This window comes from Streptomyces sp. ML-6 (genome assembly GCF_030116705.1).
Lineage (GTDB): Bacteria > Actinomycetota > Actinomycetes > Streptomycetales > Streptomycetaceae > Streptomyces.
The window spans coordinates 4,399,394-4,414,259 of the sequence record NZ_JAOTIK010000001.1 but is presented as its reverse complement, the minus strand read 5'-3'; the positions used below and the strand labels follow the sequence as shown (position 1 = coordinate 4,414,259).

The 14,866-nt window shown below is 71.9% G+C and carries 11 protein-coding genes; 3 read left to right on the top strand and 8 right to left on the bottom strand.

Features of this window, described 5'->3' with window-relative positions:
* Positions 1 to 89: 89 nt before the first annotated feature.
* The 3 genes from thpR to OCT49_RS19600 all read right to left on the bottom strand — a co-directional run bounded on the left by thpR (position 90) and on the right by OCT49_RS19600 (position 2,607).
* Positions 90 to 665 (bottom strand): RNA 2',3'-cyclic phosphodiesterase, encoded by a 576-nt coding sequence (gene thpR / locus OCT49_RS19610; protein ID WP_283853157.1) that lies wholly within the window; start codon positions 663 to 665, stop codon positions 90 to 92.
* A gap of 70 nt (positions 666 to 735) precedes the next feature.
* Entirely contained in the window at positions 736 to 2,070 is a 1,335-nt protein-coding gene (locus OCT49_RS19605; RefSeq protein WP_283853156.1) for an MFS transporter, read from the bottom strand.
* 96 nt (positions 2,071 to 2,166) lie between these two features.
* Positions 2,167 to 2,607 (bottom strand): MarR family winged helix-turn-helix transcriptional regulator, encoded by a 441-nt coding sequence (locus OCT49_RS19600; protein ID WP_283853155.1) that lies wholly within the window; start codon positions 2,605 to 2,607, stop codon positions 2,167 to 2,169.
* Between the two features lie 145 nt (positions 2,608 to 2,752).
* Between OCT49_RS19600 and OCT49_RS19595 the strand changes: the two genes are divergently transcribed.
* The gene (locus OCT49_RS19595) at positions 2,753 to 2,968 is read left to right on the top strand and encodes a ribbon-helix-helix protein, CopG family (protein ID WP_283853154.1); all 216 of its coding nucleotides are present in this window, start codon (positions 2,753 to 2,755) and stop codon (positions 2,966 to 2,968) included.
* Here the strand turns inward: OCT49_RS19595 and OCT49_RS19590 are convergent.
* Positions 2,961 to 4,415, bottom strand: coding sequence for an NCS2 family permease (locus OCT49_RS19590; protein ID WP_283853153.1), 1,455 nt, complete (start codon positions 4,413 to 4,415; stop codon positions 2,961 to 2,963). The genes OCT49_RS19595 and OCT49_RS19590 overlap by 8 nt on opposite strands.
* A gap of 209 nt (positions 4,416 to 4,624) precedes the next feature.
* Between OCT49_RS19590 and OCT49_RS19585 the strand changes: the two genes are divergently transcribed.
* Together OCT49_RS19585 and OCT49_RS19580 are read left to right on the top strand one after the other, a co-directional pair.
* Positions 4,625 to 4,915, top strand: a complete 291-nt coding sequence (locus OCT49_RS19585) for a DUF2530 domain-containing protein (protein ID WP_283853152.1) — start codon at positions 4,625 to 4,627, stop codon at positions 4,913 to 4,915.
* 381 nt (positions 4,916 to 5,296) lie between these two features.
* Positions 5,297 to 7,699, top strand: a complete 2,403-nt coding sequence (locus OCT49_RS19580) for a cation-translocating P-type ATPase (protein WP_391724427.1) — start codon at positions 5,297 to 5,299, stop codon at positions 7,697 to 7,699.
* Between the two features lie 51 nt (positions 7,700 to 7,750).
* Here OCT49_RS19580 and OCT49_RS19575 read toward each other — a convergent pair whose 3' ends face one another.
* The 4 genes from OCT49_RS19575 to OCT49_RS19560 all read right to left on the bottom strand — a co-directional run bounded on the left by OCT49_RS19575 (position 7,751) and on the right by OCT49_RS19560 (position 14,541).
* Positions 7,751 to 8,566, bottom strand: coding sequence for a DUF5707 domain-containing protein (locus OCT49_RS19575; protein ID WP_283853150.1), 816 nt, complete (start codon positions 8,564 to 8,566; stop codon positions 7,751 to 7,753).
* A gap of 213 nt (positions 8,567 to 8,779) precedes the next feature.
* Positions 8,780 to 9,664: a calcium-binding protein gene (locus OCT49_RS19570; protein WP_283853149.1), complete on the bottom strand. Its 885-nt coding sequence runs from the start codon at positions 9,662 to 9,664 to the stop codon at positions 8,780 to 8,782.
* Positions 9,665 to 9,865: 201 nt separating this feature from the next.
* Entirely contained in the window at positions 9,866 to 13,132 is a 3,267-nt protein-coding gene (locus OCT49_RS19565; protein ID WP_283855860.1) for a sacsin N-terminal ATP-binding-like domain-containing protein, read from the bottom strand.
* Between the two features lie 473 nt (positions 13,133 to 13,605).
* The gene (locus OCT49_RS19560; RefSeq protein ID WP_283853148.1) at positions 13,606 to 14,541 is read right to left on the bottom strand and encodes a DUF3027 domain-containing protein; all 936 of its coding nucleotides are present in this window, start codon (positions 14,539 to 14,541) and stop codon (positions 13,606 to 13,608) included.
* Between the last annotated feature and the right edge of the window lie 325 nt (positions 14,542 to 14,866).

Genomic DNA, 14,866 nt, shown 5'->3' with positions numbered 1-14,866 from the left:
CGGCGACGACGAGGAACATCAGCACGAGCACGGCCGCCATGATGCGGTTTCTGGTCTTCGGATCCACCCTTCGAGCGTAACCGCAGCCCTCAGCGCCCCAGCGACCAGGATGCGACCACCTCGTACCGGGGCTGTTCCCCCCGCACCCCGGCGACCGGCAGGTCGCTGCGTACGAGGGACAGCTCGCCGACCTCCCACGGGGTGCCCTCGAAGCCGCCGAGCGCGTCGGTCCAGGGGCGCAGGTCGACCTCGGCCCGGCGGCTGCGGGCGAGGGTGAGGTGCGGGACGTAGCGGCGGTGCTCCTCCATGGGGACGCCGGCGCGGCGGGCGGCGGCGTCGGCGCGTTCGGCGAGGAGCCGCAGCATGTCGAGCGAGCCCGCGGCCCCCGCCCAGAGCGCCCGGCCGCCGAACCGCCCGGCGCCGTGGATGCGCAGCGGGAAGGGGTCGGTGCGGTGGGCGGCCCGCGCGAGGCGCGCGTCCAGTTCGGGCAGCAGCTCCTCGTCCACGGGCCCGAAGAAGGCGAGCGTGAAGTGCCAGCCGGGCACCCCCGTCCAGCGCAGGCCCCCGGCCCCGGGAAGCGTCTGCAACGGGGTGACGGCACGGCGCAGTTCCTCGACTGCGGAAGCGGGCGGCAGCACGGCGGCGAAGAGTCTGGGACAGCTCATGCGCCGAGTGTGGCACCGCCCCGGCGGTACCCGTGGGCACTGCCGGGGCGGTGGGGTCCCGGGGAGGGGTTCAGGCCGCGGTGGCCAGCTCCTCCCGGGGGACGAACCGGACGTGCGGGCGGCCCGGACGCAGGTCGACGCGGAGGCGGAGGTTGCCGACCCGGGCCAGCACGATGCCGACGCCGATCGCGGCCACCAGCGAGAACGCGCCGCCGACGGCCATGCCCGTACGGACCCCGTAGGCGTCGCTGATCCAGCCGACGATCGGGGCGCCCACCGGCGTACCACCGGCGAAGACCATCATGTACAGGCTCATGACCCGGCCGCGCATGGCGGGGTCGGCGGCCATCTGGACGCTCGTGTTCGCGCTGATGTTGGTCGTCAGGCCGATCATGCCGATCGGGACCAGCAGGATCGAGAAGAGCCAGACGGACGGCGACAGGGACGCGATGATCTCCAGCAGGCCGAACACCGTGCCCGCGGCCACCAGCATCCGCAGCCGCGAGGAGCGGCGGCGGGCGGCGAGCAGGGCACCGGCGAGGGAGCCGGCCGCCATGAGGATGTTGAAGAACGAGTACATCCCGGCGCCGCCGTGGAAGATCTCGTCCGCGAAGGCCGTGAGCCAGATCGGGAAGTTGAAGCCGAACGTGCCGACGAAGCCGACCAGGACGATCGGCCAGATCAGCTCGGGGCGCCCGGAGACGTACCGCAGCCCCTCGCGCAGCTGGCCCTTGGCGCGCGGCACGACGGCGACGTGGTGCAGCTCGTTCGTGCGCATCATCAGCAGGCCGACGAGCGGGGCGAGGAACGACAGGCCGTTGAACATGAAGGCCCAGCCGCTGCCGACCGTGGTGATCAGGACACCCGCGACGGCGGGGCCGATGAGCCGGGCGGACTGGAAGTTGGCCGAGTTGAGGCTGACCGCGTTCCGCAGTTGCGCGGGGCCGACCATCTCGGACACGAAGGACTGGCGGGCCGGGTTGTCGACCACCGTCACCATGCCGAGCAGGAACGCGATGAGGTAGACGTGCCACACCTGGACGACGCCGGAGAGCGTGAGGACCGCCAGGGCGATCCCGCACAGGCCGAGCGCCGCCTGGCTGAACAGGAGGAGCTTCCGCTTCGGGAAGCGGTCCGCGATGACCCCGCCGTACAGGCCGAAGAGGAGCATCGGGAGGAACTGGAGGGCCGTGGTGATGCCGACGGCTGCGGCGGACCCGGTGAGGCTCAGGACGAGCCAGTCCTGCGTGATGCGGGACATCCAGGTACCGGTGTTGGAGATCACGGCGCCCGTGGCGAACAGGCGGTAGTTGCGTATCTTCAACGACGAGAAGGTCCCGCCGGGCTTGCTCTCGTGGGTGGAGGTCGGTGCGGGGGCGGAGTCTGCTCCGGATCCCGTACTCAAAGGGGTTCGCCTCCTCGGGCGTATACGTTTCGCTGACTGACGAGGTGCGACGGTGCGGGCAGCGCGACGGCCGGGGCCGGCGCGCCGCCCGCGCCGCTACAGGTGGGCGAGCTTCTCCAGCACGGGCGCCGCCTTGCGCAGCGTCTCCCACTCGTCCTCGTCCAGGCCCTCGGCGAGGGCGGTCAGCCAGGCGTTCCGCTTGGAGCGGCTCTCCTCGAGCATGGCTTCCGCCTGCTCGGTCTGGCTGACCACCTTCTGGCGACGGTCATCGGGGTGCGGTTCCAGCCTGACCAGCCCCTTCGCTTCCAACAGCGCGACGATTCGGGTCATCGACGGGGGCTGCACATGCTCCTTGCGGGCCAGCTCGCCGGGTGTGGCGGAGCCGCACCGCGCGAGGGTGCCGAGCACCGACATCTCGGTGGGGCTCAGCGACTCGTCGACGCGCTGGTGCTTGAGGCGCCGGCTGAGCAGCATCACGGCGGAGCGGAGGGAGCTCACGGCGGCGGCACTTTCGCCGTCGTGGATCAGGTCAGGCATGTTCATTAGCGTAACTCATTACCCAACCTAAAGACCATTCGTGTTACACGCGTGAGCGGCACTTCGCCCAATTGCTCACCCGAACGAGTGAGTCGAATCCGGAAAGTGACATGAAACGACGCCCCGGGCCGTAACCCTGCTTGCCATGGGATCGACTGTGCTCAGCCTGCGGATAGACGGTGAGCTGCTCGACCGGCTCCGGCAGCACGCCGCGAAACGCGGAATGAGCGTCCAGGACTATGTCGTCCGGACGCTCATTCGCGATGACTTCGACGAGCGCTTCAAGGCGGCCGTCGACGAGACTGAGAAGTTCTACGGGGCGGAGGGAGCCCCGGGGATCAGGACCGGGGAGGTCACGTGAGGCCGAGGGCCGGCATCGCGTAGTAGAAGACGAAGACCGCCGACACCACGTACATGGGCACCGGCACCTCGCGCCAGCGCCCGGCCGCCACCCGCAGCACGGAGAAGGCGATGAAGCCGATGCCGATGCCGTTGGTGATCGAGTACGTGAACGGCATCATCAGCATGGCGAGGAAGGCCGGAATGGCGAGCGTGTAGTCGCTCCAGTCGATGTCCCGCACCGAGCCCGAGATGATCAGGAAGCCCACCGCCAGCAGCGCGGGGGTGGCCGCCTGCGACGGGACCATGGTCGCCAGGGGGGTCAGGAACAGCGCGCCGGTGAACAGCGCACCCGTCACGATGCTCGCGAAGCCGGTACGGGCCCCCTCGCCGACCCCCGCCGTGGACTCCACGAAGCAGGTCGTGGCGGAGGAGGAGCTGGCGCCGCCCGCGGCGACCGCGATGCCGTCCACGAACAGCACCTTGTTGATGCCGGGGAAGTTGCCCTCCGGGTCGGTCAGCTTAGCCTCGTCGCCGACGCCGAGGATGGTGCCCATCGCGTCGAAGAAGCAGGACAGCAGCACGGTGAAGACGAACAGGATGCCGGTGAGGAGCCCGACCTTGCCGAACCCGCCGAACAGGCTGACCTGACCGACCAGCCCGAAGTCCGGCGTGGCGACCGGGTTGCCCGGCCACTCCGGGACGGTCAGGCCCCACGCCCCGGCCGGCAGGTCGGCGACGGCGTTGATGATCAGCGCGACGACCGTCATCGCGACGATGGAGATCAGGATCGCGCCCGGCACCTTGCGGACGAGCAGCGCGAGGGTGAGCAGCGTGCCGAGGACGAAGACGAGGACCGGCCAGCCGTTGAGGTGGCCGTCGCCGCCGAGCTGGAGCGGCACGGTGGTGTGCGCGGCGTCCGGGATGCGGGAGACGAAGCCCGAGTCGACCAGGCCGATCAGCAGGATGAACAGGCCGATGCCGATCGCGATGCCCTTGCGGAGCGAGGCCGGCACGGCGTGCATGACGCGTTCCCGCAGACCGGTCGCGACCAGCAGCATCACCACGAAGCCCGCGAGGACGACCATGCCCATCGCGTCCGGCCAGCTCATCCGGGGGGCGAGCTGGAGCGCCACGACGGTGTTGACCCCGAGGCCCGCGGCCAGCGCGATCGGCACGTTGCCGATGACGCCCATCAGGAGCGTGGAGAACGCGGCGGTCAGCACGGTGGCGGTGACCAGCTGGCCGCCGTCGAGCTGGTGACCGTACATGTCCTTCGCGCTGCCGAGGATGATCGGATTCAGCACGATGATGTAGGCCATCGCGAAGAACGTGGCGAATCCGCCGCGGATCTCGCGCGCGACCGACGACCCCCGCTCAGAGATCTTGAAGAAACGATCCAGCGCACTGTGCGGCTGTTGGGCCGAAGGCTGCTCGGAGTCGACCGGAGCGGTGGCCGAGGGGGACATGTATGACCTCAGACGTACAGAGAGGGGGGCTAAATGCGGTCAGCTTTGGACTTTCACACGAATAAATCGAGACAGCCATAAGCAGATTCAGTATGAATACATAAAGGAAAGATCGCTATCTCCGCGCGTAGACCCTTGGGGTGCCGGGGTGCGGCGGCGGGGACGGAGGGTTCGGGAAGGGGTCCGGGACGGCCCCATACACTGAGCCCATGGCGAAGTGGACACCGAAGCACGAGGCACCCGAGCCCCTGGAGGGGCCCGTCGTCGCCACCATCACCGGCGGCACGATCCTCTGGTTCGTCCTCTTCCTGGTCCAGCTCCCGTTCTACGGCTGGTTCGACGACCACGGCCACCTGTGGTGGCTGTGGACCTGCCTGGCCGGTGCGGGGCTCGGGCTGATCGGCATCTGGTACGTGCGGGGGCGCGACGCCGCGATCAAGCGGGCCGCCGCGGCGGCCGCCACCGGCCGGGACGAGACCGCCGAAAGCGCCGCTTCCTGACACCGGCGTACGCGGGGGGTGCGCCCCCACGCGCCGGGCCGCACACACCCGCGTACGCCCGTCACGCCGAGCCGCGTACGCCCACGCCCGGACACCCGTGCACGACCGCGCCCGGACCCGCGTACGTCCGGGCCCGGACCCGCGCGCCCGTCCCGCATCCGCTGTCGGGGTCTTCGTCCACCCACGGGACCATTCATCTCCTCCCCCGGTCTGATCTTCGTACCACCCGGTAGGTGAACCGGACCATCCACCCGTACCGTCGGTACCATGACGCACCGGTCACCCCAATCCTTCGGCGAGCAGCCTTCCGAGACGACCGGCTCGGCCGGCTCCGTCGGATCCCCCGGCCTCGCCGGTCCCACCGGCTCCACCAGTCCGGCGATGATCGACGCCGGGGCCGAGCTCGATCCGGTCCACCCGATGGACCTTCCCGGCCCGGCCGTGAACACCCGCGGTCTGACGGCCGCCGAGGTGGCCGAACGGATCGCCCGCGGCGAGGTCAACGACGTACCGGTCCGCTCGTCCCGCTCGCTGAGCGAGATCGTCCGCGCCAACGTCTTCACCCGGTTCAACCTGATCATCGGCGTGCTCTGGGCGATCATGCTGTTCGTCGCGCCGATCCAGGACAGCCTCTTCGGCTTCGTGATCGTCGCCAACACCGGCATCGGCATCATCCAGGAGTGGCGGGCCAAGAAGACCCTGGACAGCCTCGCGGTCATCGGCGAGGCCAAACCCACGGTGCGGCGCGACGGGGTCGCCGCCGAGATCTCCACCTCCGAGATCGTCCTCGGCGACCTCGTGGAGCTGGGCCCCGGCGACAAGGTCGTGGTGGACGGCACGGTCGCCGAGGCCGACGGCCTGGAGGTCGACGAGTCGCTGCTGACCGGCGAGGCCGACCCGGTGCTGAAACACCCCGGCGACCCGGTGATGTCCGGCAGCTTCGTCGTCGCGGGCGGCGGCGCCTTCACCGCCACCAAGGTCGGCCGCGAGGCCTACGCCGCCCAGCTCGCCGAGGAGGCGTCCCGCTTCACCCTCGTCCAGTCCGAGCTGCGCAGCGGCATCTCCACGATCCTGAAGTACGTCACCTGGATGATGGTGCCGACCGCGATCGGCCTGGTGATCAGCCAGCTCGTCGTCAAGGACAACGACTTCAAGGGGTCGATCGCCCGGACCGTCGGCGGCATCGTGCCGATGATCCCGGAGGGGCTCGTGCTGCTCACCTCGGTCGCCTTCGCGATCGGGGTGGTACGGCTCGGCCGCAAGCAGTGCCTGGTGCAGGAGCTGCCCGCCATCGAGGGGTTGGCCCGGGTCGACGTCGTCTGCCTGGACAAGACCGGCACCCTCACCGAGGGCGGCATGGACGTCAGCGAGGTCCGCACCCTCGGCGACGCGGACCGGGCCTACCTGGAACGCGTCCTGGGCGCCCTCGGCTCGTCCGACCCCCGGCCCAACGCCAGCCTGCAGGCCATCGCCGACGCCTACCCGGACGGCGAGCGGTGGCGGTGCACACAGACGCTGCCGTTCTCCTCGGCCCGCAAGTACAGCGGCGCCGCGTTCGACGAGGGCGGCGGCCGGGAGTCGTCCTGGCTGCTCGGCGCCCCCGACGTGCTGCTGCCCGAACAGCACCCGGCGCTCGCCGAGATCGAGCAGCTCAACGAGCAGGGCCTGCGGGTGCTGCTGCTGTCCCGCGCGCGGGGCGGGGTCGAGGGGAGCGACGCCCCCGAGGGGGCCGTGCCGAGCGCGCTGGTCGTCCTGGAGCAGCGGCTGCGGCCCGACGCCGAGGAGACCCTGGCCTACTTCGCGGAACAGCGGGTCGCCACGAAGGTCATCTCGGGCGACAACGCGGTCTCGGTCGGCGCGGTCGCCGGGAAGCTGGGCCTGCCGGGCGCCGAGCACACCCTGGACGCCCGCCGGCTGCCCACCGACCCCGACGAGATGGCCACGGCCATGGAGGAGAACGCGGTCTTCGGCCGGGTCACCCCGCAACAGAAGCGGGACATGGTCGCCGCCCTCCAGTCCCGCGGCCACACCGTCGCCATGACCGGCGACGGCGTCAACGACGTGCTGGCGCTGAAGGACGCCGACATCGGCGTCTCCATGGGTTCGGGCTCCGAGGCGACCCGGGCCGTCGCCCAGATCGTGCTGCTGAACAACAGCTTCGCGACGCTGCCGTCCGTCGTCGCCGAGGGCCGCCGGGTGATCGGCAACATCACCCGGGTCGCCACCCTGTTCCTGACCAAGACCGTCTACTCGGTGCTGCTGGCGATCCTGGTGGTCTGCACCCAGGTCGACTACCCGTTCCTGCCGCGCCACCTGACCCTGCTGTCGACGCTGACGATCGGCGTCCCGGCGTTCTTCCTGGCCCTCGCCCCGAACAAGGAACGGGCGCATCCGCACTTCGTGCGCCGGGTCATGCGGTACGCGATCCCCTCGGGCGTCGTCGCGGCGGCCGCCACCTTCACGACGTACCTGATCGCCCGGAGCCACTACACCGGTGCCGGCGCCCTGGAGGCGGAGACCAGCGCGGCCACGCTCACGCTGTTCCTGGTCTCGATGTGGGTCCTGGCGATCATCGCCCGCCCGTACACCTGGTGGCGGATCTGTCTGGTGGCGGCGATGGGGCTGGCGTTCCTGATCGTGCTGGCGGTGCCGTGGCTGCAGGAGTTCTTCGCGCTGAAGCTGGTGGGGACGACGATGCCGTGGGCGGCGGTGGGGATCTCGGTGGTGGCCGCGGTCGTCCTGGAGTACACCTGGCGCCTGGTCGGCAGGCGCTTCCCGGCCTGACGCCGGTACGGGGACGAGCGGGGCGGCGCCCGGGGCGCCGCCCCCTCGTTGTCACTTCACGTCGACGAAGTCGCCCGCGGTGGTGACGGCCGGGGTGGTGGACGTACCGGCGAAGCCGTAGCGCCAGTAACCGTCGACCGAGGCCTTGACCGTGGTCTTCAGGTTGCCGGTGCTGTTCGTCCTGATCGTCTTGACGGTGCTGTACGTCGAGCTGTTCTTCTTGCGGAACTGCAGCTTCACCGCCTGGCCGGTGTAGCCGTGGTACTTGTGGTCCTCCCAGTTGGCCCGCGAGAGCTTGCCGGTGACCGTGATCGTCCTGCCCTTCTTCACCGGCTCCGGCGCGGCGTCGACCGTCAGCTTCGACAGCCGCTGCACCCTCGCCGTGGTGAAGAAGTCACTGGAGGTCAGGGAGCCGTCCTTCGCCCGCGCGCCCGCGAGGACGTGCCAGGTGCCCGCCAGCGAGTTCTTCGGCAGGTCGACCCGGGGGTCGACCGTGATCGTGAGGGAGCAGGTGCTGGTGGTGGCGCTCGCGGCCCGGCAGGTCGCCGCGTCCTCGTTCGGCAGCAGTACGGCCTCCAGCCCCTCCTCCTGGTCCTTGCCGTGCCACAGCATCAGCCAGCCGGTCCCGATGCCGGAGGGGTGCGAGGCGGTGACCGAGACGGTGACGGTCCTCGGCGCCGTCGTCCCCAGGACGATGTCCTTGCCGCCGTTGACGACGACCTCGGAGACGACCGGACCGGGCCCGCCCGGATCGGCGGCTTCGGGACCGGCCGTCGCCGCCCACGCAGCCGGAACGGCGAGGGCGGACAGGATCAGGGCGCCGGAGACCGCGACGGCGGTGGTAGTGGCGATGACAGGTATGCGCATGGGCTTCTCCGTGAAGAAGGCCCCGGGGAGGGGCCGGACGGGAACGCACGGGGCCGGACGGGGACACGTGGGGACTCACGGGAACGCAGGGGAACGCAGGGGAACGCAGGGGAACGCAGGGGCTGAGGCGCGAACAGCGGGGCCCCGGCAGGGACCCCGCTGTTCACATGTGGCCACGGAGGCGGCCGGTCGGCCCCGCTCCGGAGCGTGGGACTACTTCACGTCGACGAAGTCGCCCGCGGTGGTGACGGCCGGGGTGGTGGACGTACCGGCGAAGCTGTAGCGCCAGTAACCGTCGACCGAGGCCTTGACCGTGGTCTTCAGGTTGCCGGTGCTGTTCGTCTTGATCGTCTTGACGGTGCTGTACGTCGAGCTGTTCTTCTTGCGGAACTGCAGCTTCACCGCCTGGCCGGTGTAGCCGTGGTACTTGTGGTCCTCCCAGTTGGCCCGCGAGAGCTTGCCGGTGACCGTGATCGTCTTGCCCTTCTTCACCGGCTCCGGCGCGGCGTTGACCGTCAGCTTCGACAGCCGCTGCACCCTCGCCTTGCCGTAGTAGTCGGTGAAGGCGACGTCGCTCTGGTTACCGGCGAGCGCGCCCGCGGCGACGCGCCAGGTGCCGGCCAGCGAGTTCTTGTACAGGTCGTAGCGCGGGTCGATCGTGAACGTCATCTTGCAGGTCGAGGTGGTCGCGTTGACCTTGGTGCACTTCGCCACCTCCTCGTTCGGCAGGATGGCGCCGTCGATGGTGTCCACGGAGCTCAGGTCCGTGCCGTGCCACAGGACGGCGTAGGTGTCGATGACACCGGTCGCGTGCGAGGCCGTGACCGAGACGGAGACCGTCTTCGTGGCGGTGGTGCCCAGGACGATGTCCTTGCCGCCGTTGACGACGACCTTGGAGATGACGGGTTCCGCGGTGGCGGCGGCGGTGGCCGCGGCGGCCTTCGCGGCGCCCCGGGCGGTGATGCCGAAGGCCTCGGCACCCGAGGTCGGCTTGTTCGAGATCGACGTGGAGTGGTCGCCCGCCTGGGCAACCGGAACAGCCAGAGCAGACAGGGCCAGCGCGCCGGAAACGGCAGCGACAGTGGCGCGAATACGCATGTATTTCCCCAGTGGAGAAAGAGCTCCGCGGGCACGTGAAGTGCTCCGGGCGGAGCTGGTTCGGTCTGTGAGTCTGCTGACTCGACAGACCAGACCAGCAACACATGTGAAGGGTTGTACACCGAGTTGAATTTCTTGCGAAGATCAGACCATCGGTGCTCCGGCCTCCGTGACCGGCCGTCAACAGAAGCTGCCCGGACGTCAGTCGAACCAGCGGTCCCGGGCCAGTTCCTCCGTGCGGGACGGGTCCTCCAGCAGCGCCGCCACCTCGAAGCGGCGCGGCCACTGTCCCGCCGCCCAGGCCAGCCCCGCCGCGACGCCCTCCAGCGTGGCGGCGTGCACGACCCCGTCGGGGGTGCGGTGCCAGTCCAGTTCGACCCCGCCCGCGCGCAGCTCGCCGTGCTCGACGTACACGTCCGGCGTGCCCGCCCCGAGCAGGACCCGCACCGATTCCGGTACGCGGTGCTCCTCGCCCTCCGTCGTCACCTCCGCCTCGACGCTGTCGCCGAGCCGCCGCACCTGGAACAGCTCGGCGAGTTCGGCCGCGCGCGTCGGGGCGACCGGCAGGAGCGGGAGCCCGGCGGCGAGCGGCAGCAGGTCGGGGGCGTCCGCGATCACGGCGTCCGCCGCGTCCACGACCCGCACATCGCCGTCCACCACGGCCCGCAACTCGTCGGGCAGCGTGACCTGTTCGGGGTCGAGATCGGCCAGGGCCGTGTACAGGGAGTGCAGTTGCCCGGGGTCGACCGGGCGCTCCTCGTCCGCGAGCCGGCCCAGGAGTTCGGCGGCGCCGCCCGGCTCGTCGAGCAGCGCGGCCACGGACGTCCGCACCCCGAGGGCGCGCAGCACCTGGGCGTCGTCGAAGCCGGTCGCGTCGGCGGAGTCGTACAGCCCGGCCAGCCGCGGGTCGCCGCCCGCGGCGCGCAGCCCGGCGGGGCGCCGGCCGTCGAGCACCGGGTGGTCGCGCAGCCACCAGGCGGTGTACGGGCGCACGGACCGGGTGGTGCCGTCGGGGAGCAGCACCCGCACCGGCTGGGTCAGGGCGTCCCGCAGCGGCGGCTGCGCGAGCAGGGCGAGCGCCTGCGGCCAGGCGTCGTCGTCGACGAGATCGAGGTCGCGGACGGCGACGATTTCGGTGGCGACCGGCGGTACGGGCGTGTCGGGCAGCTGGTCGAGGACGTCCTCGCACCACACGTCGACGGCGTCGAGCAGACCGGCGTCGTCGGGTTCGGCGAAGTCGCCGTCGCGCGGCTCCAGTTCGTCCGGGTCCAGGACGACGTCGGTGGCCCGCACGAGGGCGAACGTGGCCAGCACGCCGCAGGCGGTGAGCGGCTGCTCGCCCCAGCGGTCGGCCAACTCCCGGTCGACCAAGGCCAGTTCGCCCTCCCGCATGACGGACGCGAAGGGGCTGTCCGGCAGCACGAGTTCCCCGGCCGGGGCCGGTTCGCCGTCCTCGTCGGGCAGGGCGAGCGCGCCGAGCCAGGGCTCGTCGCCGGGGGCCAGTTCGGCGGCCCGTACGAGGGTGAGGACGGTCTCGGCGAGTTCGTCGGCGTCCAGCGCGTCCTCGTCCCAGATCTCGCCCGCGTCCAGTGATCCGGCGACGGCGGCCCGCACCTGCGGGGTCGTCAGCACGGCGCGCGGGGTGGCGGGCAGGGCGCCCAGCTTCTCCAGCAGCGGGTGGGCGGCGTCCGGGTGGGCGACCTTCAGCCCGAGCCGGGCGAGGCGTTCCAGGACCGGGCCCGTGAGCGCGTCCGGGAGCGGGAGGAGGACCTGGCGGGGGCCGATCGTGGTGCGGGGCACGGGCACGGGACCGGCCTCCGCCGCCCCGCCCGTCCCGGTCTCCGCCGCCTCGTCCGTCTCCGGCGCCTCGGCTTCCGCCTCCCCGGGGGTTCCGGCCAGCGGTACGGGCAGGCCGGAGAGGCGGTCCGGGTCGATGCCGGACAGGCTGTCGTAGAGCCGCCGCCACCAGCGGGGCCGGCGCTCCAGACCGGCCAGCCGGTCGATCGCCTCGGTCAGCGGGACCCGGGCGATGGAGAGCGTGCGCAGTTCGCTGCGGCGTTCCAGCCCGGCGGGCAGCAGACACGGCAGGACCTCGGCGAGCACCCGTACGGTCTCGGCACCGGCCCCTTCCAGGACCTCGGCCTCGATGGGGCGCAGCGCGGCGGTGGCCGCGGGGTCCTCCACGGCGTCCCCCCGCTCCTCCCAGCCGTCCCAGCGGCCCGCGTCGGCGGTGGGGTCGCGCGGGACGGCGGGGGCCAGGAACGCGACGCGCGGCAGCCGTTCCAGGATCGCGCCGCGCAGGGCGCCGTCCAGTTCGCCCTTGCCGAGCGGTCCCGGTACGAGGTCGATGGTGTCGACGGACACCGGCTGCCAGCCCGCGAGCAGTTCGGCGTACGCGTCGGCGGCGCGCTGCACCAGGAAGTCTGTGAGCGGTCCCGGCGCGAAGTGGCGGCGGCTGGTGTCGAGCGGCAGCGACGCGATGAACAAAGCGGGGATGCCGAGGGGCTCGTCGGTGGGGGTCGGCGCGTGGACGACGGGGGCGGTGCGGGGGCGTGCCGGGGCGCCCTCCGTGTCCACCGGGACCGCCCAGGTCACCGACCAGTGCGGGCGCAGTCGTTCCTCGCGGGGCCGGTCGGCGAGGAGTTCCGGTGCGACGGCGCCGTGGTGGGTGACGGTGCGCCAGCGGGTCGTGCCGTGCGCGGAGTCCTCGACGTGGATGTACGGGCCGTGCTGCGAGCGGCGCAGCGTCCGTACGGTGTCCGGGGTCTCGATCACGATCTCGTCGAGGCCGCGCAGGGTGAGGAGCAGCGCGTCGTCGGCCGCGTCGAGCAGTCTGACGACGAGGTCCTCGGCGCCGCCGTCGCGCAGCGGGAGGACCACGACGGTGTCGTAGCCCTCGGGTGCGGTGCCCTCGGCGGGCAGCGGGAGCCGCAGCAGGGGTACGTGGCCGTCGCGGCGGCGGAGTTCGTCGCCGAGGCCGGGGCTGGCGGCGGCCGCGCGCGCGGCGAGGTCGCGGGCCTCGGCGAGGGACCAGCGGACGCCGCCGTGCCGACCGATCACGGCGGGCTCGTCGCTCACCGCGAGCACGGCGGCGAACCCGACGCCGAACCTGCCGACGGCCCCCTCGTGGCCCTCGCGCTTGGCGGAGGCGCGCAGGGTGGAGAGGGACTCCACGCCGGTGGCGTCGAGGGGCGCGCCGGTGTTGGCGGCGGCGAGGATCGCGGGGGTGTCGGCGGTCGCCGGGTGCAGGGTGAGGCGGAGCCGGCCGGGGACCCGGGCGCGGGCGGCGGCGTCGGCGGCGTTCTGGGCCAGCTCGACGACGAGGCGGTCGCGGTAACCGCCGAGCGCGAGGTCCTCCTCGGCGTTGGCGTCCTCGCGGAACCTGGCGGGGCCGGCGCCCCAGGCGTCGAGCACCCCGCGGCGCAGCCGTGCGGTCCCGAACGGATCGGCCCCTTCGGTCGCATTCATGCTCACGCTCTGACTCCGCTCTTTCCGGTTACGCGTTGCCCGTGCCGCCAAGTGTGCGCCCGAAGGTACCGGGTCCTCTCGTCGGGCGGGTGCCGTCGAACAGCGCATCGGCCGGTTCGGGCCCATGACGGCGAACCGCCGGGCAGGCGGCGGGAACGAACCCGTCCGGCGATCGAGGACGGCAGCCGGTCCACCGGAGCACCCCGCAGCCGCAGGAAACCGCACCGTGGCGAACCGCACCGCAGGAAACCACGCCCTGACAAACCGCGCCGCAGGAAACCGCAGCACGGAAACCACACCATGACAAACCGCGCCGCAGGAAACCGCAGCACGGAAACCACACCATGACGAACCGCACCGCGAGAAACCGCAGCACGGAAAACCGCGCCGTGGCGAACCGTCCCGTGCCGAACCGCGCCGTGGGAAACCCAGTGGGAAGCCCCGCGGGAAGCCGCCCCGCCCCCGGCCACCGCCTACGAGTGGCCGAGGTCCTCCGTCGGCGCGTCCGCCTCGGCCGGGACCGAGCCGGAGTCGCGGGCCGGCCGCAGCGGGTACTCGTCCACCTGCATCGTGTCCAGGGCGTGCGGCGCCGGCTTCGGCGGCTTCGGCATCACCGCCGCCTCCGAGTGCCCGCCGCAGCCGTACGACAGCGACACCACGTGCCCGTCCGCCGGGCCGAACTCGTTCGCGCACACCCCGAACGCCTGCTTCAGCGAACCGGCGAGCGGCACCAGGAACGCGCAGGTCACGCACGAGGCGGGGGCCGCCTGCGCCATCGGCGTCTTCGCCCCGAACGCCTCGTCCCAGCGGTCGGCCGCCGTGTGCAGCCCGTACCGGGACAGCACCCGCGCCCGCCGCATGCCGAGCTCCTCCGCGACCGCGGCGATCGAACCCCGGCTCGGCGTCGCGGGGCGCGTCGTCAGTTCCGCGTCCTCCGCGTCGACGAGGTCCGCCATCTCGTGCGACACCTCGGAGACCACGGAGTTCGGCGGCGGCTCCTCCTCGCCGGTGTAGCCGGGCTCCAGGCGGATGTCGTCCGCCTCGGTGGGCAGCAGGTCCCCGGGCCCCATGTCACCGGGGCGCAGCCGCTCGCTCCACGGCACCCACTCCGGGGCGAGCAGCGCGTCGCCGCCCGGCAGCAGCACCGTTTCGTCGAGGGTGACCTTCTTCGCACGGGAGGCACGGGCGACGGTCACCGCCCAGCGCCAGCCCCGGTAGCCGGGCTCCTTGCACTCGAAGAAGTGCGTGACGACCCGGTCCCCCTCGGAGATCACGCCCACATGCTCGCCGACTACCCCCGGCGCGGCCGCTTCCTCGGCCGCCGCGCGGGCGAGGTCGACCGCCTCGACGCACAGCCGGTCGAGGGCGGGGGTACGGGCCGTACGGCTTCGCGTCGTCGCAGCACTCACAGGTCTCGCTTCTCTCCTACGCCAGTCTCACGAGCGCGCCTGCACATCCATCGGTCCCGGCCATGACGGATGCGGGCGGAGCGGACCTGGGGGCCGCGTCGACGTCCACACCCGTTGCTGCCTGCCCCGGGCGCACCTTCTGCCATCCATTCTGCGGGATCGCCGAGAGGCGCGCGGCCGAGGTCAACCGCCGGTGGCGCGCTACGCACGCTACCCCCTCTCTCGCCCCCCGCCCACCTGCCGTCCCAAACAAGGTCGTATCCGGTGCCGTGTCCGATGCCGCGCTCCGTGCCACGTCCTGCGCCGTGCTCCGGGTCACGACCCG

Excerpts from the sequence above, each read along its gene's own strand:
- thpR (WP_283853157.1), bottom strand. The coding sequence starts at position 665 with ATGAGCTGTCCCAGACTCTTCGCCGCCGTGCTGCCGCCCGCTTCCGCA.
- OCT49_RS19600 (WP_283853155.1), bottom strand. The coding sequence starts at position 2,607 with ATGCCTGACCTGATCCACGACGGCGAAAGTGCCGCCGCCGTGAGCTCC.
- OCT49_RS19595 (WP_283853154.1), top strand. The coding sequence starts at position 2,753 with ATGGGATCGACTGTGCTCAGCCTGCGGATAGACGGTGAGCTGCTCGAC.
- OCT49_RS19590 (WP_283853153.1), bottom strand. The coding sequence starts at position 4,415 with ATGTCCCCCTCGGCCACCGCTCCGGTCGACTCCGAGCAGCCTTCGGCC.
- OCT49_RS19585 (WP_283853152.1), top strand. The coding sequence starts at position 4,625 with ATGGCGAAGTGGACACCGAAGCACGAGGCACCCGAGCCCCTGGAGGGG.
- OCT49_RS19580 (WP_391724427.1), top strand. The coding sequence starts at position 5,297 with ATGATCGACGCCGGGGCCGAGCTCGATCCGGTCCACCCGATGGACCTT.
- OCT49_RS19575 (WP_283853150.1), bottom strand. The coding sequence starts at position 8,566 with ATGCGCATACCTGTCATCGCCACTACCACCGCCGTCGCGGTCTCCGGC.
- OCT49_RS19570 (WP_283853149.1), bottom strand. The coding sequence starts at position 9,664 with ATGCGTATTCGCGCCACTGTCGCTGCCGTTTCCGGCGCGCTGGCCCTG.
- OCT49_RS19565 (WP_283855860.1), bottom strand. The coding sequence starts at position 13,132 with ATGAATGCGACCGAAGGGGCCGATCCGTTCGGGACCGCACGGCTGCGC.